The sequence below is a fragment of the Rothia sp. 27098_8_27 genome (genome assembly GCF_041432805.1).
GTDB classification, from domain to species: domain Bacteria; phylum Actinomycetota; class Actinomycetes; order Actinomycetales; family Micrococcaceae; genus Rothia; species Rothia mucilaginosa.
Genome location: NZ_JAPWAJ010000004.1, coordinates 127,692 through 153,000, shown reverse-complemented (window position 1 = coordinate 153,000; position 25,309 = coordinate 127,692). Strand labels below are relative to the sequence as shown.

At 59.6% G+C, this 25,309-nt stretch carries 21 protein-coding genes; 7 read left to right on the top strand and 14 right to left on the bottom strand.

Annotated features, from left to right (window positions below):
* Positions 1-128: 128 nt before the first annotated feature.
* The 8 genes from O3675_RS06285 to O3675_RS06250 form a co-directional block, all read right to left on the bottom strand.
* A complete protein-coding gene (locus O3675_RS06285; protein ID WP_314362120.1) occupies positions 129-1,265 on the bottom strand; it encodes an acetate kinase in 1,137 nt (378 codons plus the stop codon).
* 847 nt (positions 1,266-2,112) lie between these two features.
* Positions 2,113-5,028, bottom strand: coding sequence for a hypothetical protein (locus O3675_RS06280; protein ID WP_371571581.1), 2,916 nt, complete (start codon positions 5,026-5,028; stop codon positions 2,113-2,115).
* 498 nt (positions 5,029-5,526) lie between these two features.
* Positions 5,527-6,162, bottom strand: a complete 636-nt coding sequence (locus O3675_RS06275) for a Fic family protein (RefSeq protein ID WP_070643596.1) — start codon at positions 6,160-6,162, stop codon at positions 5,527-5,529.
* Positions 6,163-6,164: 2 nt separating this feature from the next.
* Entirely contained in the window at positions 6,165-6,449 is a 285-nt protein-coding gene (locus O3675_RS06270; protein ID WP_371571579.1) for an alpha-mannosidase, read from the bottom strand.
* A gap of 67 nt (positions 6,450-6,516) precedes the next feature.
* Positions 6,517-7,077: a zeta toxin family protein gene (locus tag O3675_RS06265; RefSeq protein WP_371571577.1), complete on the bottom strand. Its 561-nt coding sequence runs from the start codon at positions 7,075-7,077 to the stop codon at positions 6,517-6,519.
* A 28-nt stretch (positions 7,078-7,105) separates the two neighbouring features.
* Complete coding sequence (locus O3675_RS06260) at positions 7,106-7,294, bottom strand: hypothetical protein (protein ID WP_049347110.1); 189 nt, start codon at positions 7,292-7,294, stop codon at positions 7,106-7,108.
* Between the two features lie 2 nt (positions 7,295-7,296).
* Positions 7,297-7,605: an antitoxin VbhA family protein gene (locus O3675_RS06255; RefSeq protein ID WP_371571575.1), complete on the bottom strand. Its 309-nt coding sequence runs from the start codon at positions 7,603-7,605 to the stop codon at positions 7,297-7,299.
* Between the two features lie 107 nt (positions 7,606-7,712).
* Positions 7,713-7,955 (bottom strand): hypothetical protein, encoded by a 243-nt coding sequence (locus O3675_RS06250; protein ID WP_371571573.1) that lies wholly within the window; start codon positions 7,953-7,955, stop codon positions 7,713-7,715.
* Positions 7,956-8,552: 597 nt separating this feature from the next.
* Between O3675_RS06250 and O3675_RS06245 the strand changes: the two genes are divergently transcribed.
* From O3675_RS06245 to O3675_RS06230, 4 genes are all read left to right on the top strand, one after another.
* On the top strand, positions 8,553-8,762 hold the full coding sequence (locus tag O3675_RS06245) for a hypothetical protein (RefSeq protein WP_371571571.1): 210 nt from the start codon (positions 8,553-8,555) through the stop codon (positions 8,760-8,762).
* Positions 8,762-9,409 (top strand): Fic/DOC family protein, encoded by a 648-nt coding sequence (locus O3675_RS06240; RefSeq protein WP_371571569.1) that lies wholly within the window; start codon positions 8,762-8,764, stop codon positions 9,407-9,409. The genes O3675_RS06245 and O3675_RS06240 overlap by 1 nt, the downstream gene beginning before the upstream one ends.
* A 576-nt stretch (positions 9,410-9,985) precedes the next feature.
* Complete coding sequence (locus O3675_RS06235) at positions 9,986-10,663, top strand: acyl-CoA synthetase (RefSeq protein WP_371571568.1); 678 nt, start codon at positions 9,986-9,988, stop codon at positions 10,661-10,663.
* 65 nt (positions 10,664-10,728) lie between these two features.
* Complete coding sequence (locus O3675_RS06230; protein ID WP_294645523.1) at positions 10,729-11,613, top strand: hypothetical protein; 885 nt, start codon at positions 10,729-10,731, stop codon at positions 11,611-11,613.
* Between the two features lie 78 nt (positions 11,614-11,691).
* Here O3675_RS06230 and O3675_RS06225 read toward each other — a convergent pair whose 3' ends face one another.
* The 5 genes from O3675_RS06225 to O3675_RS06205 form a co-directional block, all read right to left on the bottom strand.
* Positions 11,692-12,972: a Fic family protein gene (locus O3675_RS06225; RefSeq protein ID WP_371571566.1), complete on the bottom strand. Its 1,281-nt coding sequence runs from the start codon at positions 12,970-12,972 to the stop codon at positions 11,692-11,694.
* 160 nt (positions 12,973-13,132) lie between these two features.
* Positions 13,133-14,221 (bottom strand): diacylglycerol kinase family protein, encoded by a 1,089-nt coding sequence (locus O3675_RS06220; protein ID WP_303975665.1) that lies wholly within the window; start codon positions 14,219-14,221, stop codon positions 13,133-13,135.
* 77 nt (positions 14,222-14,298) lie between these two features.
* A complete protein-coding gene (serS, locus tag O3675_RS06215; RefSeq protein WP_070593245.1) occupies positions 14,299-15,609 on the bottom strand; it encodes a serine--tRNA ligase in 1,311 nt (436 codons plus the stop codon).
* A 125-nt stretch (positions 15,610-15,734) separates the two neighbouring features.
* Positions 15,735-16,682: a prephenate dehydratase gene (gene pheA, locus O3675_RS06210; protein WP_070846665.1), complete on the bottom strand. Its 948-nt coding sequence runs from the start codon at positions 16,680-16,682 to the stop codon at positions 15,735-15,737.
* Between the two features lie 132 nt (positions 16,683-16,814).
* Entirely contained in the window at positions 16,815-17,711 is an 897-nt protein-coding gene (locus O3675_RS06205; RefSeq protein WP_371571563.1) for a spermidine synthase, read from the bottom strand.
* A 92-nt stretch (positions 17,712-17,803) separates the two neighbouring features.
* On the opposite strand from O3675_RS06205, the gene O3675_RS06200 reads away from it, so the two are divergent.
* Both O3675_RS06200 and pta read left to right on the top strand, forming a co-directional pair.
* Positions 17,804-18,427: a GNAT family N-acetyltransferase gene (locus tag O3675_RS06200; protein WP_371571561.1), complete on the top strand. Its 624-nt coding sequence runs from the start codon at positions 17,804-17,806 to the stop codon at positions 18,425-18,427.
* Positions 18,428-18,619: 192 nt separating this feature from the next.
* Positions 18,620-20,710, top strand: a complete 2,091-nt coding sequence (pta, locus tag O3675_RS06195; RefSeq protein ID WP_070616268.1) for a phosphate acetyltransferase — start codon at positions 18,620-18,622, stop codon at positions 20,708-20,710.
* 148 nt (positions 20,711-20,858) lie between these two features.
* On the opposite strand, the gene O3675_RS06190 is transcribed toward pta, so the two are convergent.
* Positions 20,859-21,296, bottom strand: coding sequence for a hypothetical protein (locus O3675_RS06190; protein WP_371571559.1), 438 nt, complete (start codon positions 21,294-21,296; stop codon positions 20,859-20,861).
* Between the two features lie 326 nt (positions 21,297-21,622).
* Here O3675_RS06190 and O3675_RS06185 point away from each other — a divergent pair, with 326 nt between their 5' ends.
* Positions 21,623-24,850 (top strand): DUF3427 domain-containing protein, encoded by a 3,228-nt coding sequence (locus tag O3675_RS06185; RefSeq protein ID WP_314925203.1) that lies wholly within the window; start codon positions 21,623-21,625, stop codon positions 24,848-24,850.
* Positions 24,851-25,309 lie beyond the last annotated feature (459 nt).

Here is a 25,309-nt window from a genome sequence, read left to right as displayed (position 1 = left end):
CAGGGACACACAGTGCAGGGGCGTACCGCCTTGCGGGCATAAGTAATCCGCCGCAGCACCCATACAGGACGGGACGCTACGGCGGATAACTTTACGCTGAGCCGCCTACACGGCGGGGTGCGTGGGGTTTAGAGGCTCTTGACGAGTTCCTCGGTAGCCTCAGCGATAGCCTTCTCCTCGTTGGTGGGGATGACCAGCACCTTGATTGCGGAATCCTCGGTGGAAATCACGCGCGGCTCGGGGGAACGCTTAGCGTTCTCTTCCTCGTTGTACTTGATGCCCAGTGCGCCGAGGCGGTCCAGGACCAGCTTGCGGAAGTCGCCGGAGTTCTCACCGATACCTGCGGTGAAGATCAGTGCCTGCGCGCCGCCAACAACCAGGTTGTAGCCGCCAATGTACTTCATCAGGCGGTAGGAGGTCATGTCCAGTGCGAGCTGTGCACGCTCGTCGCCGGACTGTGCAGACTCGACGACCTTACGCATGTCGTTGGAGCCAGCCAGTGCGAGCAGGCCGGACTCCTTGTTGAGGATGGTGTCCAGGCGTTCACCGTCAATGCCTTCACGGGACAGGATGGTGGTCAGTGCCGAGGGGTCAATGTCGCCGGAGCGGGTACCCATGATCAGGCCAGCCAGCGGGGTGTAGCCCATGGAGGTGTCGACGGACTTGCCGCCCTTCACAGCGGTCACGGACGCACCGTTACCGAGGTGAGCAACGATGCCGTTGAACTCGTCGCGTGCAATGCCGAGCATGTCAGCTGCAACGTGGGAGACGTACTCGTGGCTGGTGCCGTGGAAGCCGTAGCGGCGGATGCTGTACTTGTCAGCCAGGTCGTAGGGGATTGCGTAGCGCCATGCTTCTTCGGGCATGGTGGAGTGGAACGCGGTGTCGAAGATAGCAACCTGCGGCAGGGAGGGCCACTTGTGCATTGCTGCGCGCATACCCTGAACGTGTGCGGGGTTGTGCAGCGGTGCCAGCGGGGAGAGGTCGTCGATCTGCTGGACAACTTCTTCAGTCAGCAGGGTGGGGTGGGTGAACTTCTCTGCACCCTGCACCACGCGGTGGCCGACTGCCTGCAGCTCGCGGCCGTGCAGGACGGGCTCAAGCTTCTCGGACATGATGTCGAATGCGACCTCGTGGTTGGGCACGTCGGTGCCGATGTTTTCAACGAGGCCGGAGGTCAGCATCTGCTCTGCCTCGGGCAGGGAGGTGTCACGCACCTGGTACTTCAGGGAGGAAGAACCGGCGTTCACAACGAGAATAAGCATGAAAGTATCTTCTTTCGTAGTTTTCTTTTCGTTCCATTCTCGCACTTTTCGAGCCTGCGTGCGAGACGGCCCCGACTGTGTTTTTAACGGGGGTTTTTACTAGGGGTGACATTGAGGGGCAGGAGGCGCGGGTTTGGTGGGGTGGAGAGAACGCCTGGAGGACAGGTTTAAGGTATGACCTAATTACTGGTGGTGTTTTCAGAGCTTAGGTATAGTTGGAACTAGCAAGGTAACACAAGAACCCTGACGTAGTTGCTGCAAGGCGATGAGGTATAACGGGTGAGCCGTAGCGGGGTGTACTGGTGGATTCTGGTCGAAGCTCGGACCTTGCACCTAGGCACCCGCAAGGGTGCCTTTTTTGTGCGCCGAACCTGACCCCGACCGCGCATGACTGAAACAGTTGCGGGGATGGGTATAACCTCCGTATAGTGGGGGTTGTCAGGATAAAACGACGGATTACCGCCTACGGGCCCAGGGATGAAGGCTCTAAGGGGCAAGCTGGAGGACTCCGGCCGAACTTAGCGCTCCTGACACATAAGGCACCCATTCAGGGTGCCTTTGCTGTTTAACTACAGCTCAGGGGAGGGGACGCATTCCGGTGCGTCCCCTCCCCTGTTTCTTATGCTTGTGGGCTAGTCTTCGTCGTCATCAACGGCGGGCAAGCCCAGCAGGTCGGTTCCCGCCTCGGGTAAATAGCGGTGTCGCCTCGCGGTCAGGTGTGCACAGTGTGGCGCCGTACTCGTTCAGAAGTGCCACCGACGAATCGGTCCAGGCTATAGGTTTGGCCCTATAGATTCGCATTTCGTCCTCGATAGTTCTTGGAGAAAAACGTAGTACTTGGGTCAGCTCACTCATCTAAATTCACCACTTCTTTGAAACAATCAAGGTTAGAGCGTGAGTGAAGGACAATCACAACCTGCTTGTCACTGCCTTCGATAGCGCACGCCATCGATTCGAGCTCAGCGCGCTCCTCTGACGGAGTGAGACTCTTCAAGGTCTCATCAAGCAACACAAGCCGGGTAGCGCCTTCACGTAATACGGAACGCGCAAGCATGAGCCCGCTCGAATTCGATGCTTCAGATGCGAACGGATCGATATCTGGTACGATTACCACTTCGCCTTGGGGATACCGGCGGTATAGAGCATCAAGCATGACGGACTTCCCCGCGCCAGTTGGTCCAGTCAAGGCAACCATAGAACACCCAGAGTCAAGAACACTCTCAAGCAGAGCCAGGTCAGCAGACCGCACGGGCGGATAAGAACGGTCGGCCCGGTACTCTTCAAGCATCCGAACACGCTCCGCAGTCAAGCTGACTACACCAACCTGTTGCAGCGTCTCCACCGTAGATTGGATGCCAGATGACAGAGTTACTGCAAAATATATTACGACCGCGGGAGCAACCACTGAGTTCGATCCTTCGACCATCAGTGCCAATACCACTGCAGAAACATTCAGTGACAACACAAGCAACTGAATCAGTCCCGTACGCAGTGCGTAGGCGTTCGCCAACTGAATCGAGCTGCTGACGTATGCAGCCTCCGAATGAGCGTAGGCTTCTTCTCCAGCCCGACGCAGCCCTGCACTGACGGGCGCAGCGTGTAAGCCAGCCTGGGCACCAGCCACCCCGATGAAGTCACCTCGGCGATTGGCTGCCGTCGTCGAGGCAGGGAGAATCCACTTTGAACCCTGACGCATAGCAAGGATCGCTAGGGGTGCTACCGCCAACACAGCAATCATGAACAGCGGGGCGCCAGCCACTGCGCCTCCGATGAGCATAAAGGTCTGTAGAATGACCATAAATACCGAACCCAGGGCGCTAGGCACCGACATCTGAAGGTCGGAGAAGTCTTCACCCATCCGCCCCATGACCGCACCGCTTGTTCTAGGAGTAGCGAATCGATCGAGCCTGCGTATAACCCGGTCGTGCAAATCGCTCAGCCTAGCGATGGGAGCCCAGTAGAGCGGGCCAAAGAACATGACGGACCCAACAATTGCTGCCAGTGCGCAAGCAGCTGACACTCCAGCAACCTGAGCAGACAGCCCATCACTGTGAGCAATCGTCATTGCAAAAGCAACTTCGGATCCGCTCAAGAGTAGGGCGCCACACGTAATCCACACCAAATGCGGTCCAAACAACAACAGGGCCGATCGTCGGAATGTGGCACGCTTCGGCTCAGGGTCAGGAAGGTCCTGTCCCTCGCTCACATCCATCGAACCAGCATCTGCCTCCTTAGCTGCCCCGGGGCTATGAGCCTGCAACTCAAGAGGGTCTACCCTCGCATCATTGCCGGGGGTGAAGGCACTCGGTACGTACTCCTCCGAGCTTGCCAGAAGTGTGCACGTTGGCACGCACTCTAAGATCCTCTCGGCAACCACTTCTCGTGTTACAGGATCAAGCGCTGCGAACGTATCGTCCAAAATTAGCCAGTCCGGTTTGTCTGCCAAAACGATAGCGACAGCAGCACGGTGTCTCTCTCCTGACGACAAGGTTGTTGCGTCTTGCCAGAACCGCCCGATCACATCCTCAGTGAGCCCCATACCTAAAGCGAGGCTAGTGAACCGGGATACCTGATGTGGCGAAGCAGAAGCTCGCCACGCTGACAACACCGAATGGGACACTTCCGGGTTGCGTGGTACGAAAGCAGAATCGGGGGTGGTCACGGATGTGCGCAATGCTTCAGCGCGCTCAGACGTAGCTGCAAGCACCTCTCTAGAGTTTGAAGGCTGCCCCACCAAGTCCTGCTGTTTAACCGTGCAATTTGGAGACGACTCGAGCTTGTCGAGCTCACGCATCATTGGCACAGCGAGCCGAATAACCCGATAGTTTACGATGTTGTTCTGCACCGCTGCGTACAGGTAGCGGGCTGCCAAAATAATTCCAACACCGAAATGAGCGGATGGCCAGAACCACGCGCCGAGAACCGCAACCACAGCGAGCACCGCAGTTAGTGCTCCCCGTTCAAGGAATCCATTCAGGACCTGCAACGGGACCCGTCTGCGCAGAAGCTGCTCTTCGGTGTTTCGGATGCTAGCGACCTTATCCAGGGCGGTACCCCAGCTGGGGATGCTTTGCCCTCGAGGCAGCGCGTTTGCTACACGCTGGATCCACTGCCTACGCTCTCCCTCTAGAGCGACGTACTGTTCCCATAGTCGGCCCACCAAGTTGATGAGACGGACGCTGACGAATACCAATCCAGTGATGAGCAACGCAGCGATGGCGCCGCTTGCACCATATAGCGCGAGCGAAGCCGCGAGAAAGGCAATAATCTGAACGGTTGAAACGGCGAAATCAACAACGAAGGCAAACTGGCTGATCTGTCCTGGGTATGTGAGAACATGCCCGTGAGCTTCCGGCGGATGGGATGACCTACTAAAGATGTCCCGGAAACGGCGGTATGTGAGCTGTCGAACCGCGATCGTGAGAATAAGCTCTTGGCGTTCCTTCACCCAGTACCCTAGGCTTTCAGCCAGGAAAGCGAAGATGAGTAACCAAATAGCACTGCCTGGGGTCCTCTCACCTGACGTTACCTGGCCGATACCTGCCGTAATCATCAGAGCCCCTGCAACATTCAGTAGGCCAGCGGTGAAGACGGTGAAACTCGTGCTCGTTGGCGCGAATACCAAAGCAAGCCAGCGGATCCGTCTCGGTAGGTTCCGCGCTATCCTTTGATAGCGTACATACAAGTGCTCGATGGGCATGTCTCTCAGATGCAGGCTAGGAGCGCTCTGTGCTTCGCCCCGTCGCTTGTGATTGATCACCATTACGTTTCTTCCAGTCATTCGGTATTCGAGTTCAGGTGTACGGCCTCGTTAATAAGTTCGTCGTTCGGAAAACGGGCTTGGAGGTCATTGAGAGCTACCTGGACATCTATGCTCGGATCGAGAGCAGTCCGAGCCTGCATGAGCAAAAGCTCTACCTCAGCCTTCGATTTCGCATCGAGTTGCGCCTGCGCGGCGCGGGGCCCCTAATTGCATAAGGATGAACCCGAGAAGTCGGTGCGCTTCAGGCATGCTTGGGTCGAGCTCAACCGTCTATAATGAACAGCCAACGTCGGCTGACATGTTGCCTTCTCGGGCATGCACTGAAATTGGGTACGGGACAAATATACAATAATGTGACCAAAATCCAACATATAAGCGTGTCTGTCGGGCTAATCCCCGCGCATACAGGGAAAACCCGCCGCCTTACCAATAAGGTGGCGGACATCCGCGCTTTAATGACCTAACCGGGCATCTGCCCGAGGTGTTTTAGCACCCTGACTAGGCATCACGCGGCACAGTAATGATGCTGAACAGCTGATGCAGCTCCTCCGGGTGCACCTCAAAATACCCGCGATCCGGGCCGCTAAACATGGAACTCTGGTTCCAGCCGCGGCGGCCAGCACGCGCATAATCAAACCGGAAATTACTACGCGCCGCCACATGATCCATAAAAATGCGGGTCGCACGACCATTACCCTCACGGAAGGGGTGCGCATGGTTCAGGTGCGCGAAAATCGCGGCGGCAGCCTCCACAAATTCCTGATGGTTCAGGCTCGCCCAGTCAGTCGCACGGCTAGTCGCGAAAACGTAGTCGAGGTACCGCTCAATGCTCAAAGGCCCGTCCTGAACGCTCGCGAAAGCACTCACACCCTTGGACATGTCCACGGTGCGGTACTCCCCCGCCCAGTCGTACACGTCCTGGAAGAGGTAGCGGTGAATGGCCTTGAGGTGCTCCGCGTCGAAGGTGTGGGCGATGAGCTCGGGGTTCTTGGTGAGCTCGTAGCCTCGTCGGGTGATGATGCGGTGCTCGTAGAGCGAAAGCGCCGCGGGGTCCTTGATACCCGGCTTGTTCCGCATGACGTGCTGGTGGGGTTCGGGGTAGAAGTACGCCGCCCAGTTCTGCTGCTGACTCACGGTTATTCGCCCTCCTCTGCACTCTGCTGACCCGCGTTTTGGCTGCCCGCGTTTTGGCTTGTCAGCACCTGGTAGGCGAGCGCCTTCGCTAGTGCTTGCCGGTCGTATTCTTCCGCGGTGATTCGCCCAAGCTCGTAGTCGATGAGTAGCGCAACATCTTCACGGGTGGGGTTGTCACCCTCAAGCCAGGATGAGGCGAGGGGCTGCATGACGTTGCGGCGCTGCTCTTCGGTGAGCGGCGCGAATAGTTCGGGGTAGCGCAGGTGCAGGTCAAAATGATCTGACACTGGATGTTCCTTTCTTGACCTTCACAGGTCGGCCTCACGGCTGGGTTGTGAGGGTGGGAGGTGACGGTTAGCTGAGGTGCAGACCGTATCTCGGCTCGTCGAGCAACACCTTTGAACCGGCACGCCAGTACACCGGCTCGTACCAGCGGGTGTTGTCGAAGACCCGCAGGATGTCCACAGAGGAGGCGAGCACCTGCAGGTTCGCGTGGGAGCTGTCGTAGCGGCGGCGGATATCTGCCTCGTCAACACCGTGCCCGCCCTTGGCGACTCGGGCGGCGACCCGGTCCACGGCGGTGTCGGCGCTGTTAAGCGTCACGTACAGTAGGGTCACCTCATACCCTTGGGCGTGGGCGCGGTCGATGAGGTTCTGGAAGGATTTGGCGTTACCCGCAAGGGTGGTCTCCTGGTGGATGGACTCACCGGCCGCGAGCGCTTGGCGCAGGTCCTGCACAGTGTCTCGCATGGCGCGGGCGGCGTCGGCGGGGTTGCGCCAGTCGCCTCCTGCGGCGCGGAGTTTCTCGTCGGCATTGAGGCGGCGGGTGGCACCGAAAATCTGCGGGTTGGTGCGGTAGAGGGTGCTCTTACCGGCTCCGTTGACTCCGCTGATGATGATGTATTGGGGCTTCATGTGCGGCTCCTTAGACTGCCTAAACGGCTTAGACAACGAAGTTCTCGTCAGCGAGAACGATGCGCTGCTTCTGCTGCAGGGAGTAGGTCTGCAGGGCGAGGTAGAAGCGGCGTTTTTCGTCGTCTTCTTCGGCCTCGATAAGCGGGGTGAAGACCTCTGAGCTGTTGTCTACGAGGTACTTATGGAGCGCCTCAAAATCGGGGGTGCTGTCTTCCACGGTTATCCCCTTTCCGGAAGGTAGTCGACGGGTTGGTACTGCTCAATTTCGTTGGGCTTGGCGGAAGATTTTGCTTCTTGCGACCTCTGCTTATTGAGGGCGAGAGCATGTTCCAAAATCTGCTTTCGGTACTCTTCCCCGCTGATACGCCCTACTACGAGATCGATGAAGCGAGCGACTTCTTCACGACTATGCTCGTAACCTGAAAGCCAAGAAGAGACGAGAACGTCGATAACCCTCTGGCGCTGCTTTTCGGTGAGTCCTTCAAACAAATCTGGGTAACGGTCAGGAAGGTCAAAATACTCTCCCATGAGTGTTCTCCTCGCAGGTGTGGTTGGTGATTGTCGGTCAGTAGGAGCCGCCCACTACTTCGTGGGCGCGCTCCCTCTAAGCTACTTATTATGAGGTGAAGTTTTGCCTAGTCGGCAGGCTTTTCCGCTGCCTGTTTCTTCTCGCGTCGGCGGCGACCCCACTCCCCAAATTCGGGGCGGCTCGTGTACTCGGTATTCCACGCCTCCGCGGTTGCCGGCAACCAGATTCTCTTATTACTGTGCGACATGAAATCAGGCTCGGGCAGCTCGCCTCGGCGCAGCAGACCCGCAGGGGTCATACCCAGAAAACGCGCCATTTCATTGACACCTACAATCAGCATACGATCCATTAGGTGGGTCCTTTCGTTAGTCTTCGCTGCGGTGACGACCGATATACCACGCGCATGCATGGATTACGACTGCTAGTGCAGGGCCTCACCCGTACCCTTGGGAGGCACCTCGTATATTCCAGCCTAACCCAGGTACCGAAAACAGGCACTGCCCACGGTCATTCTGGGGAGGGCACCACCAAAATGACCGTATGCGTTGCCGGAGATTCCCGTGCTTGGTAACCTTAAGGTACAAGTTAAAACCTGTCTCGTACGCTCTGCGACTGTATAGTTGCTACCCGCCATATATGGCGGGTTCCTATCAGACTTGTTCTGGGTAGGGGGTGGAAAGGATGGGGCTGCAGGGGGGAGCCTGAATGGCCGAAGCTGTGGAACTTGTCATGGGTATGAGGCGTGGTCCCAGTAGGGTAGCGCCTCATAACGCTTTAAGGGCGGACCCTCACAGGGTTCGCCTTTTCTGTTCAGCCTTTTCTGGTTCTGGGCGCTTCCAACGCCGGAAGCCGCGCGTACAGAAAACCGCATATACAGATTCCTACATTTCTGTATCACGTTCCCCTCACCGAACACCTACAGGGTAAATCTTCAAGGGAGGAAACCATGTCAACACCAACCACCCGCACCGACAACTCCAACAGCTCCATCACCCCCGAAGAAGCCTTGCAGTTCGTTGAGGCTGGCATGAACCTCGCAGGGCACGTCATCACTGACCCCCACCTCCAGGAGCTCCTGCGCCAGCTGGCACACCACGAAATCTCTTTCGAAGAGTACGATGCAGCTACTACCCGACACATTATGGGTGATGCGTAATGGCGAAGCACTACGAGTGGGGCGACTACTACATCCCCGGAACGCGCGTCCTCCGGAACCTTTTCACCAGCCCCGAAAAACCGTACGGTGAAACTGACGCCGCTAAGCTCAAGCAGCTCGAAGAGTCTAAAGTGAGCAGTCGCATGCTCTTGCTGGCTCAGCAGCCTATCCGCGGCAATTTCGATTTCGCCCATATGAAGGCGATTCACGGGTTCCTCTTTCAGGACGTGTACGAGTGGGCTGGCCAGGAACGTACCGCCCCCAGTTTTTGGGATCCGCGCATGAGCAAGGAGGGGCACCGGTATTTCCCGGCAGGTGTCCCGATGCTGGAGCAGGCGAACCGGCTCTACCGCGGGTTGGCGGCTAAGAACTACCTGGCAGGTCTTTCTCGTGAGGAGTTTGTGCGTGAGTACGCTGAGCTGTGGAATGAGCTGAATGTGGTGCATGCGTTCCGTGAGGGCAATACGCGCACCCAGTTCGTGTTTTTCAGTCAGCTTGCTGAGCATGCCGGGTACCGTCTGGTGCCTGCCGCTTTTGCGGTGGTGGCGGGTTTGCGTGATGAGTTCGTGGAGGCGCGTTTTGAGGGTCAGGACACCGGCAGGAGCGCACGCCTTGCCGAGGTGCTGGCGCAGGCGATTGCTGAATAACCGCCGGGTCTTGTTTTGAAGGTCGGCGGGTATTGCCTCTAGTAAGAATCCTGGCGTGACCAACCACGTTGCCGGAGATTCCCGTACTTGGTAACCTTGAGGTACAAGTTAAAACTCATCCCGTACGCTCTGCGCAAGTTACCGTGCTGCTCATCATGCAAGTGGCGAGTTCCTATCAGATTTTCTGTGTAGGGAGGGGAAAGGATGAGGCTGCGGGGGGAAGCCTGTTTGGCCGAAGCCGTGGACCTTGTCATGGGTATGAGGCGTGTTCCCCATAGGGTAGCGCCTCATAACGTTTTAAGGGCGGACCTTTAGGGGTTCGCCTTTTCTTGTTTCGCGCTCTCTCTTCATGAGAGAATGACCGTCCGCTCAGCGCCCTGACGGTAGGCATGCTAGGGTATCTTTTGACGCTCATATGAGAGCACCCAGTAGCCGGTGATTCCGCTTCCTAAAGCGGCACCTCACATGGGGATGCTCTACTGTCTCCACTCACTCTCAACCAGTAAACACCGCCCCCAGCGCCGAGGGGCTGGCTCAGTCTATAACCCACTGCCGGGAAGACACGATTGGAGACTCGTGAAAACATATAACACCGCATCAGGTCCAGCCATTCCCCGCGCGCTCATCGGGTTCTTCTACATCATTGGCCTGCTACTCCTCGGGCTCACCCTCCTGTGGGTGCCGCGAGGCGGCGCCTCCCCCAACGAAACCCTAGAAGCTAAACCCGGCGTCGTGATTGAGCCCGGCACGTGCGGTGCTGGCGCATCCGCAGACAAGACCGTCCTAAAGACCGCCCCAAAAGACACCCAGTGGGTGACCGCCGAATCGGGGTGGACCGGACCCGTCTCGCAGACCGCCGGCCCCGTTGTAGAGTCCCCTATTCGCAGCTGTTTTGAGCACTCTGCGCAGGGTGCCCTGTACGCAGCCGCGTGGGCGGTCATCCATGTTAATGACAGCCCGGAGGCGTACATGCCGACCGTCATCGGACCCGGCGCTGAGCAAATCACCAAGGAACGTCTGCAGGACACGAAGACCCGCACCGTGGTTCGTATCATGGGGTACCGCTACATGTCGTACACCCCGGAACGCGCAGTCATCCGCATTCTCTTTCAGACCCCGTCAGGTACCTACCGTTACTTTGAGACGACCCTGGAATGGCACAACGGCGACTGGGCTCTGTGGGTTCCCGCCGAGCAGCCGCAGGTGACTGACGAGTACGACAAGGGCAAGTACGTCACCTGGAAAGCCGCCTAGTCAGAGCTGAAACCGCTGTACCGGCCGAATAAAACACCGATTCACACTACGAAAAGGGCACACCAATGTCGCAGACCCCCATGTCGTCCAGTAGTCCCACCCCCATCCCGGCACCATCCACTCATTCCCCGATTCCGCAGGAGCAGATGCATCAGCGTCAGGACCTGCTGGAACACCTCCGCCAGGTCAAGCAGCTGGTGGATCGTGCAGCCCCCTGGGCGGCTTCTTTGAAGAGCGCCCAGGAGTCGTACGTTACCGCTGTGCCTAACCCGCCTCGCATCAAAATCACTAAGCTCTTTGTAGCTTTCGTGAAGGTCCTCGCCTGGACGTACCTTATTAGTGCCCTCGTCATGATGGTGACGTACCTGCGGTATCTTGTCGCTAACCCGCAGATTCACTCCAGTGATATTCCCTGGCACACCATCCACGTCCCGGCATTGGTTTCTGCCGCTGCTATCGCGGTTGCCTGGTGGCTGTGGAAGTACTTCGGCATCTACCCGCTGGCAATGATGAGTGTGGAGCGGGAGAACCTGAAACGCCAGGCACACAACGAATCTGTGTGGCGTGAGTATGAGGACCCGGCACGTGCGGAACTATCGAAGGTACATAAGGAGTACATGGAGCGTTTCTCCCACTGGTACCCGGAAGACTACCTGTACCCGTACGCCTCGGACAGCCTGTACAAGTACGTGCGGCAGGGTCGGTCCTTCACCCTGCAGGATGCGCTAAACCTGTTCGAGAAGGAGAAGCACGAGCTGTGGGTTCGCCTCAGCATGGAGCAGCAGGCTGAGGAGCAGCGAATCCATAACGCTATTGTGGAGGACCTGATGGATCAGCAGCTGTATGAGCAGCGTAAGGCGAACGTTCTGCTTGCCGGCATTCTGGCAGCGACTACAGCTACCGCGGTGGCTGCCTCGACTCCTCGTTATCACTATCACTACCACTACTAGGAGTTACGGGAAACAACAGTTTTTAGGGGAGGGGACGCACTCCGGTGCGGCCCCTCCCCTGTTTCTTATGCTCGTGGGCTATTCTTCGTCGTCATCAACCGCGGGCAAGCCCAGCAGGGCGGTTCCCGCCTCGGTGAGGGACCAGCGCATCGTGCGGCCAGCCTTCATACCCTCAACAAAACCAAGCCCCTGCAACAGTTTGAGCCTATCGCGCAGAGTCGGCGCCGTAACCCCCAGCACCTCCTGCAACTCGCTCGAAGTGGGCGCAACCGGCGCACGGAAAATCTGCACCTGCCCCAGCAGGTACAGTAGCCGCAGAACATCATCGAGCTTCTTAGAAGTCAGCCCGGGAGTGCCACCCGTCCAGGTGCGGCTGCCCTCCAGCTCAGCGATACGCCTGCCAAGGGCACGCCACGCACGGTCGCGTGACTCCAGTTCGTCTACCAGGTGCTCCTGAGCCTGCTCGATCAGCCCCAGAAAAACATGCAGAAAACCGGTCACCTCACCGTAGTTGAGGGGTTCTTCCGCCGCGCTAAACGCCTTGTAGTAGCGGCTCTTCTGAATGTTGAGCGTGCTCGGCAGGGTGAGGGTCGTCAGCCGGGTGAGCGTCTGCCCCAGGTGGGCTACCAGCAGGTACCTGCCCAGGCGGCCGTTGCCGTCGTAGAAAGGGTGCGTGTACTCCACCATGAAATGCGTGGCGATTGCGGAGAATAGCGCCGGCACGTTCGGGTTGAGGGCGTGGTTGAGCGCCGCCTGCACGTTGGCGGTGATGGTTGCTTCGCTGCCGGGGGCGCGGTGAATTTCGCGGGTGTTGTCGTGGATAACCACAGGTTTAGTACGGAATAGAGCCCCGTCTGGGCGGTCTTCTTCCGCGAGGTGCCCTTCGAGTAGCGTGTCGTAGAGGCTGCGCACCTGCTCGACTGTGGCGGGTGGGCGGCCTGCCCCCAGGTCCTTGAGGAGGTTCACGAATTCGACGGCGCGCTTGGCGCGGGGGTCCTCGCTGTCGCCGGAGGTGAGTGCCTCAGAGATGAGCTGGCGTGTGGTGTGCACACCTTCGATGCGGTCGGACGCCACGATGCTGCGTACTGCCAGGTCGAGTAGGTAGCTTTGCATGGCGATGCTGGGCAGTTGGGAGCTCAGCTGTTCGATGTGCCGTTCACGGCGCATAATGCGTTCAAAGGCTGCGAGCGCGGTGCGGTCTGCCAGGTAGAACAGGGGGTGCTCCCCTACCGTGAATTCGTTGAGGAGGTAGGTGGAGTGGCCGCTACGGCGTGCCTGCAGTTCCGCCTGTACGGCGGCTTTGCCGCGTTCGTGAAAGATGCTTTTGAGGGTGCGGTACCTTGTGCCGGTGGTGTTCACCTGTGCCCTCCTTGATGGTGTAAAAAATCGCGGTTTTTTTCATTATCCTCCCAATTTTCAGGAAATAGTGAAAAAATCCGCGATTTTTTTCATAATCCAGGTCACAAGCGGGTGATTAGGGTGCTAGACAGGATTCCGCTTTACACCTTCACCACGCCCGCTAGAGCACCTCGGGGTGGACCGCCACCTCCACGGCGGCAGGCAACACCCGCGCGCTAATACGGTACGCCGACGGTGCCGGATCACCATCCACCTCAACCGGCTGCGCACCATCCGGGAACTCCAGCACCACCTCAGACCCCACCAGGTGGCGAATCACCGGCAGCTCAATGCGCGGCGAACCCAAAATCGTGCGGCGCGTAACCTTCGCCATCAGCAACCCCCACTCCACCAGGTCACGCGGCGACGCCACAATCACCTCAAGATTACCGTCATTCACATCCGTCATATCCGCCAGGCGAATACCACCCTGCAGGCGGCCACAATTCGCGATCAGCACCGAACGCATCGGCAGAGTACGAGACTCCCCACCGTCCACGCTAATACGCACCGGATGCGACCTGCCCAGCATATGCTTCATGCCGGACTGCACGTACGCAACCCAGCCGAACTTCGCCTTAATCTCCTCGTTCGTATCATTCATAACGAGCGCATCAAAGCCGGCACCACTCATCACAAAGAACGTGTGTTCGGTTTCTTCGCCGGGGGTGCTCGTCGTCGTCATCTCAATCGCATCAACGGCCTGACCTGCACCATTGAGCGCAATATTCACGCACGCCGCCACGTCACTCACTGGAATATACAGGTTACGCGCCAGCAGGTTACCGGTACCCATCGGCAGAATACCCAGGCGCGGCTTGCGCCCCTCATGATGCGCCAGCGCCGCCGCCACAGCACGCACCGTACCGTCACCACCGGCAGCAATCAGCAGGTCAACACCCTCAGCGATCAGCTCGCGGGCAGCCTCAGAACCGGGCTCGTCCACGCGGGTGGTGCGCACCAGCGCCTGCGGGTGGCCGTTCGCCGCGAGGGTACGTTCCAGAATCTCGATAGCCGCCGCAGCGCCGGGCTTACTCGGGTTGTACACCACGCCCACACGCTGCGCCTCACCGGTGGGCAGGGTCGGCAGGACGCCGAAGGGCGCGCCCAGTTCGATAGCGCGTCGGCGCGCTTCACGGCGGGCACGAGTGACGGAGGCGGTCAGAGCCGCCGCCGCAGAAACACCAAGGAGTTTACGGTATAGAGGCATAGTTCTTAGACTACCGGGATACGCGAAAACCCGCCCACCGTTTACGCGGTGAGCGGGTTTTTCAGCTGGTTGTGAGATTACTCAGCGGCTACTGCCGGGATGACCTCGGCGCCACCCATGTACGGGCGAAGAGCCTCAGGAATACGTACAGAACCGTCTGCCTGCTGGTGAGTCTCCAGGATGGCAACCACCCAGCGAGTCGTCGCCAGGGTGCCGTTCAGGGTCGCTACGGAGCGGGTGCGGCCCTTACGCACGTTGCCTGCCTCGTCCACGGTGTCCGGGGTGCGCTCGCGGATGTTCAGGCGGCGCGCCTGGTAGGTGGTGCAGTTCGAGGTGGAGGTCAGCTCGCGGTAGGTGCCCTGGGTGGGGACCCACGCCTCGCAGTCGAACTTGCGGGCTGCGGAGGTACCCAGGTCGCCTGCGGCGGTGTCAATCACACGGTATGCGAGGCCGCAGCGCTGCAGCATTTCCTCTTCGAGGGACAGCAGCTTCTCGTGCATCTCTTCTGCCTGCTCGACGGGGCAGTAGACGAACATTTCAGCCTTGTTGAACTGGTGCACGCGAATGATGCCGCGGGTGTCCTTACCTGCGGAGCCTGCCTCGCGGCGGTAGCAGGAGGACCAGCCCAGGTACTTCTTCGCGCCCTTCTCGAAGTCGAGAATTTCGTCGGTGTGGTAGCCGGCGAGCGCCACCTCGGAGGTGCCGACCAGGTACAGGTCGTCGCGTTCGAGGCGGTAGATTTCGTCGTCGTGCTTGACGTTGAAGCCGGTGCCGTTCATGATTTCGGGGCGTACCAGGGTGGGGGTGGTCATCATGGTGAAGCCGTGCTCGGTTGCGAGGTCGAGCGCCATCCACATGAGTGCCTGTTCGAGGCGTGCTACCTGGCCCTTGAGGAAGTAGAAGCGTGCGCCGGAGACCTTCGCGCCGCGTGCCATGTCGATGCCGTCGACGAGTTCGCCGATTTCGAGGTGGTCGCGCGGTTCGAAGCCTTCGGTGGTGAAGTCGCGGGGGGTGCCGACTTCCTTGACGACTACGTAGTCGTCTTCGCCGCCGACGGGTACGCCGTCGATGATGAGGTTTTCGATGCTGCTGATCAGTTCCTCGTATTCGGCGGTTTTCGCTTCGGAGGCTGCCTTTGCTTCGTTGACGCGGGCTGCCAGTTCCTTCGCCTGTGCGACGAGGGCGGGCTTTTCTTCCTTGGGTGCCTTTGCGACGGTCTTGCCGAAGGCGTTCTGTTCGGCGCGCAGGGTCTCGTATTCGCCGATGAGTGCGCGGCGTGCGGTGTCGGCTTCGAGGATGCGGTCGACGTGGGTTTCGTCCTTGCCGCGTGCTCGCTGGGAGGCGCGGAAGACGTCGGGGTTTTCGCGGAGGAGGTTAATATCAATCACTGTTTTATCCTACCTAATCTTGCGGTGGGTTGTGGGCGGGGTTTGCGCTGGTGGGGCGCGGGTAGGTGCGGGGGTGTCTAGCGGCGGCCGGCTTGGTGCCGCCGGTGGTGTTGTAAGTGGTGCCGCTAGTGGCGCTGCAGCTGTGCGGGGCGGCCGTTCGGGAAGAGCGACTCGACCCATTCGTGTGCGGCGTCGAAGGAGCCGTCGGAGTGGATGGCGTCGACTTCGGTGTTTTCGTGGTCGGCGCGCGGGTAGGAGCCGAGGAATTTCAGCGTCGGGGAGACGCGGTGCAGACCGCGCAGGGCGTCGCGCATGCGTGCCTCGTAGATGTGGCCGTCGGCGTCGATGCTGAACGAGTAGGATCCCATGCCTTCGCCGGTGGGGCGCGATTCGATGCGGGAGAGGTTCACGCCGCGCACGGAGAACTGTTCGAGCAGTTCGAGCAGGGCGCCGGCGCGGTTGGCGGGCAGCGGCACGGTCAGGGTGGTCTTATCGGAGCCGGTCGGTTCGGGGATGTCGGCGGTGCGGGAGAGTAGCACGAAGCGGGTTACGGCGTTCTTGTTGTCGCCGATGTTGTCCTGCAGTACGTGCAGTTCCGGGTGGTAGTTCAGTAGCGCCGGGGAGCAGATTGCCGCATCGTAGGTGCAGCCCTCTTCGAGCAGTCCGACAGCCGCCGCGGCGGTGGAGGAGCCGGGCAGGTAGGCGGCGGTGGGCACGTTCTCCTGCGCCCAGCCGCGCACCTGCGCCCAGGCGTGCGAGTGGGTGGAGATGGTCTTGACGTCTTCAATGCTGATGGGCTTCGCGGCGACCAGCACGAAGCGGATCGGTACGAGCACCTCGCGGATAATGCGTACACCCTCGCTGGCTGCGATAGCGTCCAGGGTGGCGCTCACGCCGCCCTCCACGGAGTTTTCGATGGGCACCATGGCGGCGTCCGCCTCGCCCGCGTTCAGGCGTGCGAGCGCGTCGGGCACGCTGGTGGCGGGGATCCGTTCGGCGTCGGATGCGCCGGGGACGCTCAGCAGGGCGGATTCGGTGAAGGTGCCGGAGGGGCCAAGGTAGGTGTATCGCATGCCACTATAGTAGCGTCTGCCGTGGAGGGGCCGCCGAATTCGGTGATAGGTTACGGTCTTTGGCGGTAGTTAAAAGCCCCCACCAAAGTCACTAACCTATCACCGAAAAACTTAAGTCATTACCGAAAACCGCTACCTCACGAACTGGCGCACCCGCGCGGTGTCCCAGTACTGGGCGGGCACGCCTCCACCCATGAGCTCACGGGCGATGGCGGCAGCCTGCACGGAACCAGCATCCGGCAGGGGCGCGTGCGAACCGGCAATAATGACGTTGCCGCGGCGGCGGCCCTTCAACATCGCCGAATCCGCCACAATACACACGTACTCGAACACCTCAAGCAGGGCGGACGCCTCCGCGCGGGCACCGGTCAGCGCCGGCCCGTCACCGCAGTTCAGGATGTACAGGCCACCGGGTGCCAGCGACTCGGCGACGGTGCGGGTGAACTCGACGGTGGTGAGCGCCTCGGGGGTGGTGTCCCCGGCGAATACGTCACGAATCAGCACGTCGCGGGATGCGGGCGCGAAGGTTGCGGTGACGGCACCCGCCTCGCCCACGCGAATCTTCACGCGCGGCGCCTTGGGGATGTCGAACCAGGCGCGCACATACTCGGCGAGCTTGGCATCCAGCTCAACAACCGTGTTGCGGCTGGTCGGGTACAGGTCAGCGAAATAGCGCGCCATCGAGCACGCGCCGCCGCCCAGGTGGGTGATGCGCAGCTTCGCGGCGTCCAGGTGCTCCTCCACGTGCGAGGAGACGACCGCCGCGATCCAGCGCATGTACTCAAAATCCAGCTGGCGGGGCTCACCCACAATCACGTGGGAAGACTGCACACCATTAATGAGTAGCAGCCAGCCGTCGGCATGGTAGCCGTCGGGGACCAGCTCCGCCTCACCCGTAGAAATCGGGTACACGCCAGCGGCGGCACCCTGCACGGGGGTGCTCTCGGTATCGTCGATGCGGTTCTTCTGCTGCTTCTGGGCTTTCTGCGCCTTTTGGGACTTCTTGGGTGCCCTGCTCTTTTTCGCCATACCCACTAGCCTAGCCGACAGCCCGCACGCCCCTAGCGTACGCACCCGCGGGAGCCCGCCTCCACAGCGGCTGGCTGAGTAGACTAGAACCCATGGGATTTGTATGTCAGGGCCGCTACGCGCTCGCACCAATTGAACCGACCGACGCCGAAAAATACGTCAACCTGCAGCTGGACTGCATGGAGCAAACCTACGACCCGATCTACTTCGACACGCTCGGGGAAAGCTTCACCGCCCGCCACCGCGCCGAACGCAACGAGTACCTCGAAGACTTCCACCGCCACCTCTCCTCCCCCACCGTGCGCGGCTTCTTCGCCTATGAGGTGCCCGGCTGGACCCCCGACGGCGGGCTCTCCTGCTCCATCGGCGTACGCATCGACTGGGATAAGCCGGTCGGCCTGGCGCTCTCCCTGTGTGAGCCCTCCTCCTGGGAACTCGAACGCGCCGAGTCCCTCCCCGAACTGCCCGCAGGCACCCGCAAACTCGCGCACCTGTACACCCTCAACCACATGCACGGCACCGGGCTCGGTCAGGCACTCTACGAATCCGTCATCTACCCGGACGAAAACTCCTACCTGTGGGTCATGGCAGAAAACGAACGAGCGCTCTCCTTCTACGAGCGGCTCGGCTACCAGCGCAACAGCATCGAATTTGAGGCACGCGGCATCTGGGCGCCCGGCCACAGCGTACGGTACGCGCGCATCCTCAACCCCTAAACGGCACACCACAACAGGGAAACAGCCCGCCCACATGACGCAGCGCACCGCACACCCTGTTAGGCGCCACCCCCACAACGCCTTAAGATAGAAGAGACCTATAAGCTCGACGCACCCGCGCACAGGAGCACATACACCCCTGCGCAACCGCGGGACCCAGCGCCGAACATCGCATAGAAGGACAGTAAAACAATGACCACCGGTCTTTACCTCTCCGCTATGTCCCAGAACTCGGGCAAGTCCCTCGTAGCCCTGGGTCTAGCAGACTCCCTCATCAAGCGCGCAGACCGCGTCGGCTTCTTCCGCCCCGTATTCGACGGCGCAACCATCTCCGACGACCCCATGGCACGCCTCATCCGTGAACACTTCGGCCTGACCGAAGAGCAGGTCGGCGGCGCAGTCTCCATGACCGACGCACTCGCACTCATCGCAGAAGGCGACACCGAAGAAATCTCCGCACGTGCAGTCTCCGCCTACGAGAAGGTCGCTGCAAACAGCGACGTCGTAATCGTTGACGGCGTCTACCTGCCCGCCAACGCGCTCGCAGTCGAATTCGACCTGAACGTCCAGATTGCACGCGACCTGGGCCTGCCCGTCGTCGCTATCGTCGGCGCACAGGAAGCAACCGTTGAGGAAGCAGTCACCGCCGTTGACGTGGCACGCACCGAGCTGCTCGCCTCCAAGGCAGACCTGCTCGCCATCATCGTCGGCCGTGCAGAACCCGAACTGCGCGACGAAATCGAAAACTCCGTCAAGCGCGGCGACGCAAACCTGCCCGTCTACGTACTGCCCGAAATCCCCGAACTGAACGCACCCACCGTCGGTGAAGTTGCCGAAGCCCTCAAGCTCGACACCGAAGGCATCAAGGCAGAAGACCTCAGTCGCGACATCCACGGCATCAAGGTCGCAGCAATGAACGTCTCCAACTTCCTCAACCAGTTCGTCGACGGCGACTTCGTCATCGTCCCCGGCGACCGTGCAGACATTGTTGCAGCAACCCTCGCATCCGCACTGGCGCCGACCTTCCCCGCACCCTCCGGCGTGCTGCTCACCGGCGGCCTGGACTCACTGCCCGGCAAGAACACCGCAGTCGGCTCCCTCATCGACAACGCACCGTTCCCCGTGCTGTCCACCACCAAGGACACCTTCAAGTCTGCACGCGCAGTCTCCCGCGTCCGCGGCACCCTCGAAAGCGGCCACCAGCGCAAGCTCGCAGCAGCAATGGGCGGCTGGGACGAGCACGTCAACAAGGACGAACTGCTCGCACGCCTCGAAATTGAGCGCCCCGCATCCATGACCCCGCTGCGCTTCCTGCACAACCTCATCGAGACCGCACGCGCAAACCGCCGCTCCGTGGTCCTGCCCGAGGGTTACGACGTGCGAATCCTGCGTGCATCCGAAATCATTGCACGCCGCGACTTCTGCGACCTGATCCTGCTCGGCAACCCCGCCAAGATCGCAGAGATCTGCCAGGCCGAAGGTATCGAACTGCCCAGCACCGTTCGCATCATCGACATCGAAAACAACGAGTACACCGAAGACTTCGCAGCAACCTACGCTGAGCTGCGTGCACACAAGGGCGTCACCATTGAGGCTGCTCGCGAGCGCATGACCGACCCCTCGTACTTCGGCACCATGCTCGTCTACAAGGGCATCGCCGACGGCATGGTTTCCGGTGCTGTGAACACCACCGCGAACACCATCCGCCCCTCGCTCGAGTTCATCAAGACCCGCCCCGGCACCAAGATCGTCTCCTCCGTCTTCCTGATGCTGATGGAAGACCGCGTTCTGGTCTACGGCGACTGCGCAGTGAACCCGAACCCCAACGCAGAGCAGCTGGCCGACATCGCGAAGGCATCCGCGGAGACTGCACGCCAGTTCGGCGTGACCCCCAAGGTTGCTATGCTGTCCTACTCGACCGGCACCTCCGGCGCTGGCGCAGACGTGGACGTTGTGCGTGAGGCAACCGAGCTCGTGCGCGCATCGAACCCCGACTTCGCGGTTGAGGGCCCGATCCAGTACGACGCTGCTTCGAACATGTCCATTGCGTCGACCAAGCTGCCCGGCAGCGAGGTCGCTGGTCAGGCTACCGTGTTCGTCTTCCCCGACCTGAACACCGGTAACAACACCTACAAGGCTGTTCAGCAGTCTTCGGGTGCTGCCGCTGTGGGCCCGGTTCTGCAGGGTCTGCGTAAGCCCGTGAACGACCTGTCGCGCGGTACCACCGTTGAGGACATCATCAACACCGTTGCGATCACCGCAATTCAGGCACAGAGCCTGTAAGGTGCACGCGGCGCTGTAGCGTGAAGGCTGCGGCGTTCCGTTGATATAGAAATCTCCCGCGCTGGGCGGGGCATGCCTTGGAGGTGTGCTCCACCCGGTGCGGGAGATTTTTTGTAATTACAGGGTTTCTTATAGTGCCATTCCCCGGTTAGTCCTTGCGGGTGCGGTCAAGGCGCACATAGTTAATCACGCCAAGAACAGCCATACCCACCGCGACCAGCACCGGATCGAGGGCGGGCGGGAAGAGCCAGGTGAGCCCCGCCTCCACGGTGTAAGAGATGAGGCGGTAGGCAAGGTAGGTGCACACCGCCACGAAGAGGGCGTAGGCGACGATGATGCCGACCGGGCGGGGCTCGTAGCCTTCTCGCCGGGCACGGAGGGCGGCACCCAGCGCGTTACCCAGGTACAGGGGGAGAGCGCCGACGACGACCACGGCGGTGAGGGCACCGTCGAAGAATGTGCGCGGGGTCAGCGGTGCGGTGCCTGCCTCAGTGAAGAGGTTGAGGATGCGCACCGCGGCGTAGGCGTAGCAGAAGATGACTGCCGCGCGGATGGTGAGGGGTAGGTTAGTCCAGAAGGTTTTCATGCGGCCCCTTTCGAAGTGGAGGGCGGGCTTCTGTCTGAGTGTTACCTCAAGGATACCTAAGAACACCGGCGTGTGATGCGAATCAATAGCATTGTGGCTGGTGTGTTCTGCGTGCGGGGCGGGGTGTTTGGTGCGCCGAGTTTAATCGCCGAGAAGCCACATGTGTTTCGAAAAGCAACATGTTACGTGGCTTCTCGAAACACATGTGGCTTCTCGAGGAAGATGCGGGGCAGAATTTTTGTAATTACAGGATTCCACCACCACTACCCCGTGAGCCGGTGACCACCCAAGCAGCGGCAAACCGCTCGGGCTGCTAGGCTGCTGCTATGACCACGACTGACGAAACTCTCCCCCTGGGACTGTACGAACACCTCAAGAGTGCATCGCTTATGGGCCGCACCATCCCCGAAGGCGCACAATGGCAGGAAGAAATCCTCCAAAAGGACGACTACAACATCCCCGAACTGCTCACCCAGTTCTTCGCCACCCAGCTGGCCCCCGCCCTCGAAAGCCTCAAAACCCCCGCAGACCAGGTGGAACTCATCAACCGAATGATGGAGCTCCTGCCGCAGGATGCCGAAGAGCAGAACGATTCGTTGCTGACCGATGACGACAGCAACGTAATTCAGATGCGCGAGCTCACCCTCACTGACGCAAAAACTACGCGCCCCGATATTCCTCTGAGCGACGTTGCTCTGATGACGAATACTTCTAAAGACCTGAATCTCAATACTGAAATTCAGAAAGAATTAGAAAGCGCGGACCGTGTAGATTTGCTCTGTTCTTTTCTTAAAATGTCCGGCGTTAATAGTTTGAGTGAGCAGCTTAAAGCTATTAAAAATCGCGGTATCCCTTTCCGCATTATTACCACCACTTACATGGGCGCAACCGACCGAAAGGCTATCGACCGCCTCGTTGAAGAGTACGGTGCCGAGGTGAAAATCAGCTACCAGGGTGACAGCACCCGCCTGCACGCGAAGGCCTGGCTGTTCCACCGCAATACCGGCATGTCCACCGGCTATGTGGGCAGCTCGAACCTGTCCAGTGCCGCACTCACCGACGGCCTGGAGTGGAATGTTCGCATCTCTAACCCGATTACACCCGGCCTGATCCGCCAGTTTGAAGGCCTGTTTGAAAGCTACTGGAAGAGCGGTGATTTCACCTCTTACACCGCCTCTGACAAGGAGAAGCAGGAGCTCGATACCGCCCTAGCCAAGGCCGATATTACCGGCCGTAAGAGCAAGGGCCTGGAGTACGATATCGACTCGTCCCTGCTGGATGTGCATCCGTTCCCGCATCAGGTGCGCATGCTCGAAGAAATGCAGAACGCTCGTTCTAAGGGTCGTCACCGCAACCTCGCCGTGGCCGCAACGGGCACCGGCAAAACCGTGTTCTCCGCCCTCGACTACAGGCGCCTCTGCGAGCAGTCCGGCAAAAAGCTGAAGCTGCTTTTCATTGCACACCGAAAAGAAATCCTTGACCAGGCGCGCCGCACTTTCGGCGACGTCATGCTTAAAGGTAATTTCGGTGAGCTACTGACCGGCGGTAAAAAGCCTGAATATAACGAGGCTGTTTTTGCGACCATTCAAACGTTGTCGGGTGCCGCCCTCGAAAATTATGCACCGAACTATTTCGATGTCATCGTCATGGACGAATGCCACCATATTAAGGCCGCCAGCTGGGACAAAGTCTTCAACTATTTTGAACCCCGCGAATTTATTGGCCTGACCGCAACCCCTGAGCGAGAAGACGGGGTGAACATTGCTGACAAGTACTTTGACGGCTACGTGGCAACTTCCATCCGCCTGTGGGACGCACTCGAAGACCACCTCCTCGTACCCTTCCAGTACTTCGGTATTGCCGACGGCACCGACCTGCGCCGCGTCAACGTTCGAAGCGGCCAATACGACGAAAACGCCCTTGAGAACCTGTACACCAAGGACGAGGCCGAACGCCGCCTGCGCATCATCGTGGAGGAGCTACGCGAGAAGGTTGACAACCCCCTGCGCATGAAGGCACTCGGGTTCTGCGTGAGCGTGAAACACGCCAAATACATGGCCCAAAAATTCAACGAAGTAGGAATCCCGGCAGACTGCTTGGTGGGTACGGATTCCGCCGAGCGCCGCGCCGAGGTCATGAAAAACCTTGCAGACGAAGCGCACGAGCTGACCACGATCTTCACCGTGGACCTATTCAACGAGGGCGTCGACATTCCGAGCGTCGATACCCTCCTGATGCTACGCCCCACCCAGTCGCTCACCCTCTTCCTGCAGCAGCTGGGCCGCGGCCTGCGCCGTGCACCGTTGAAGTCTGTTCTAACGGTCCTCGACTTCGTGGGACACCAGAACAAGAACTTCATGGTTCACAGCAAGTACCGCGCCTTTGCACGACAGGGTACCCTGACCGAGCAGGACATTGAGAGTCCTGAACTGCCGGCCGGCTGCCACTTCCACCTGGACGAGATGACTCAGAAGCAGGTCATCAAGAAGATTCGCGAGTCCCTACGCATGAACCAGAGCGCCCTCATCGACACCGCAAAGAGCTACCTGGAAGATATGCGCCGAAACTCCACGGACCTCGATATTCGCCCCACCGTCATCGACTTCATCAATCGCTACGGGTTGGGATTGCCGCAGATTTACGGCCGCAACAGCAAGATGACCCTGCCCGGTGTCACTAAGCCCGTCGCAACGACCTGGACCAGCCTCCAGGCCGCGAGTGGACTGTACCCCGACCTGGTGGTTCCCTTCCAGGACAACGTGGCCGTCGAGACGAATAAGCGCGTCAAGGCACTCACGCACGTGCACGACACGTTCCGCATTAACGCATACCTGGAGCTTCTGAATACGGACATCCTGGAGCAGGACATGACCGATGAACAGCGCCGTCACGCATGGATGCTGCTGTTCTCTATCTGGCCGAAGGCCAAGTGGGACGGTTCTACCAAGAAGTTCAGCCTCGACGAGGGCCTGGCAACTCTGCGCAAGAACCGCGGCATGCTGCAGGAGCTGGAGAGTATCTGGAACTTCAACGCCGGTACGGATACCACCTCTACCCTGCCACTTTTTGAGGGTGAAGGCGTCCCCCTGCGCACTCACGCCCTCTACTCCCGCGAGGAACTATTCGCCGGACTGGGCGGCCAGGAGGAGAACTTCAAGGTACCCGGCGGCGTGGTCAACGGTGTTGTACCCTTCGACCCGACGAACACCACCGCGCTACTGGTGACGCTCGAGAAGTCTGAAAAGCACTTCTCCCCGGCCACCATGTACAAGGACTACGCCATCAGCACTGACGAGTTCGCGTGGGATTCGCAGAGCGCGACATCCCCCGAAAGCCCGACGGGTCAGCTCTTCCAACACCACGAGGAGCGAGGCCGACGCATCGTGCTCCTCGCCCGCCAGCACAGGGAGAATAGGCTCGGCCCCGAACCCTACATGTGCCTGGGCACCGTGAAATACATTTCTCACGAGGGTTCTAAGCCGATGCATATTCGCTGGTCGTTAGACCGGCCGATGCCGGCGTCCATGTTCCAGATCGCGAAGATTGCCTCGTAGGTTGTGAATAACCGCAGCAGGCGGCCCCGGATGCGCAAGTGTTCGGGGCCGCTCTGTTTTTTAGACAGAGGTTTTCGATAGGTTAGTGTCTTCTCCGTGGGTCTTTAACCCGCATTAAAGTCACTAACCTATCGACGAAAAGGCAAGGCATAACCCATAACCAGCTCTCACCTACCTGGCACAGCCGGAGATTCGGTCATGGGTTACGGATTTATGCCATAAGTTAGTGTCTTTGGTCGTAGTTAAAAACCATGGCAGAAGACGCTAAACCATGGCACAAATTCCGCAGAAGCGGCGCCTCCGCGGGAGCAGAGATATTTGATACATAAAGCATTGAGAAGCCCGAATAATGACCAACCACCGTCATCATCCTCAAAAGAATGCAAACGACCGCAAACATGCGGTAGGGTGGTAACTGTAGTACTCAATAACGCACCGATGCGCTTAATGGGCGAGCTA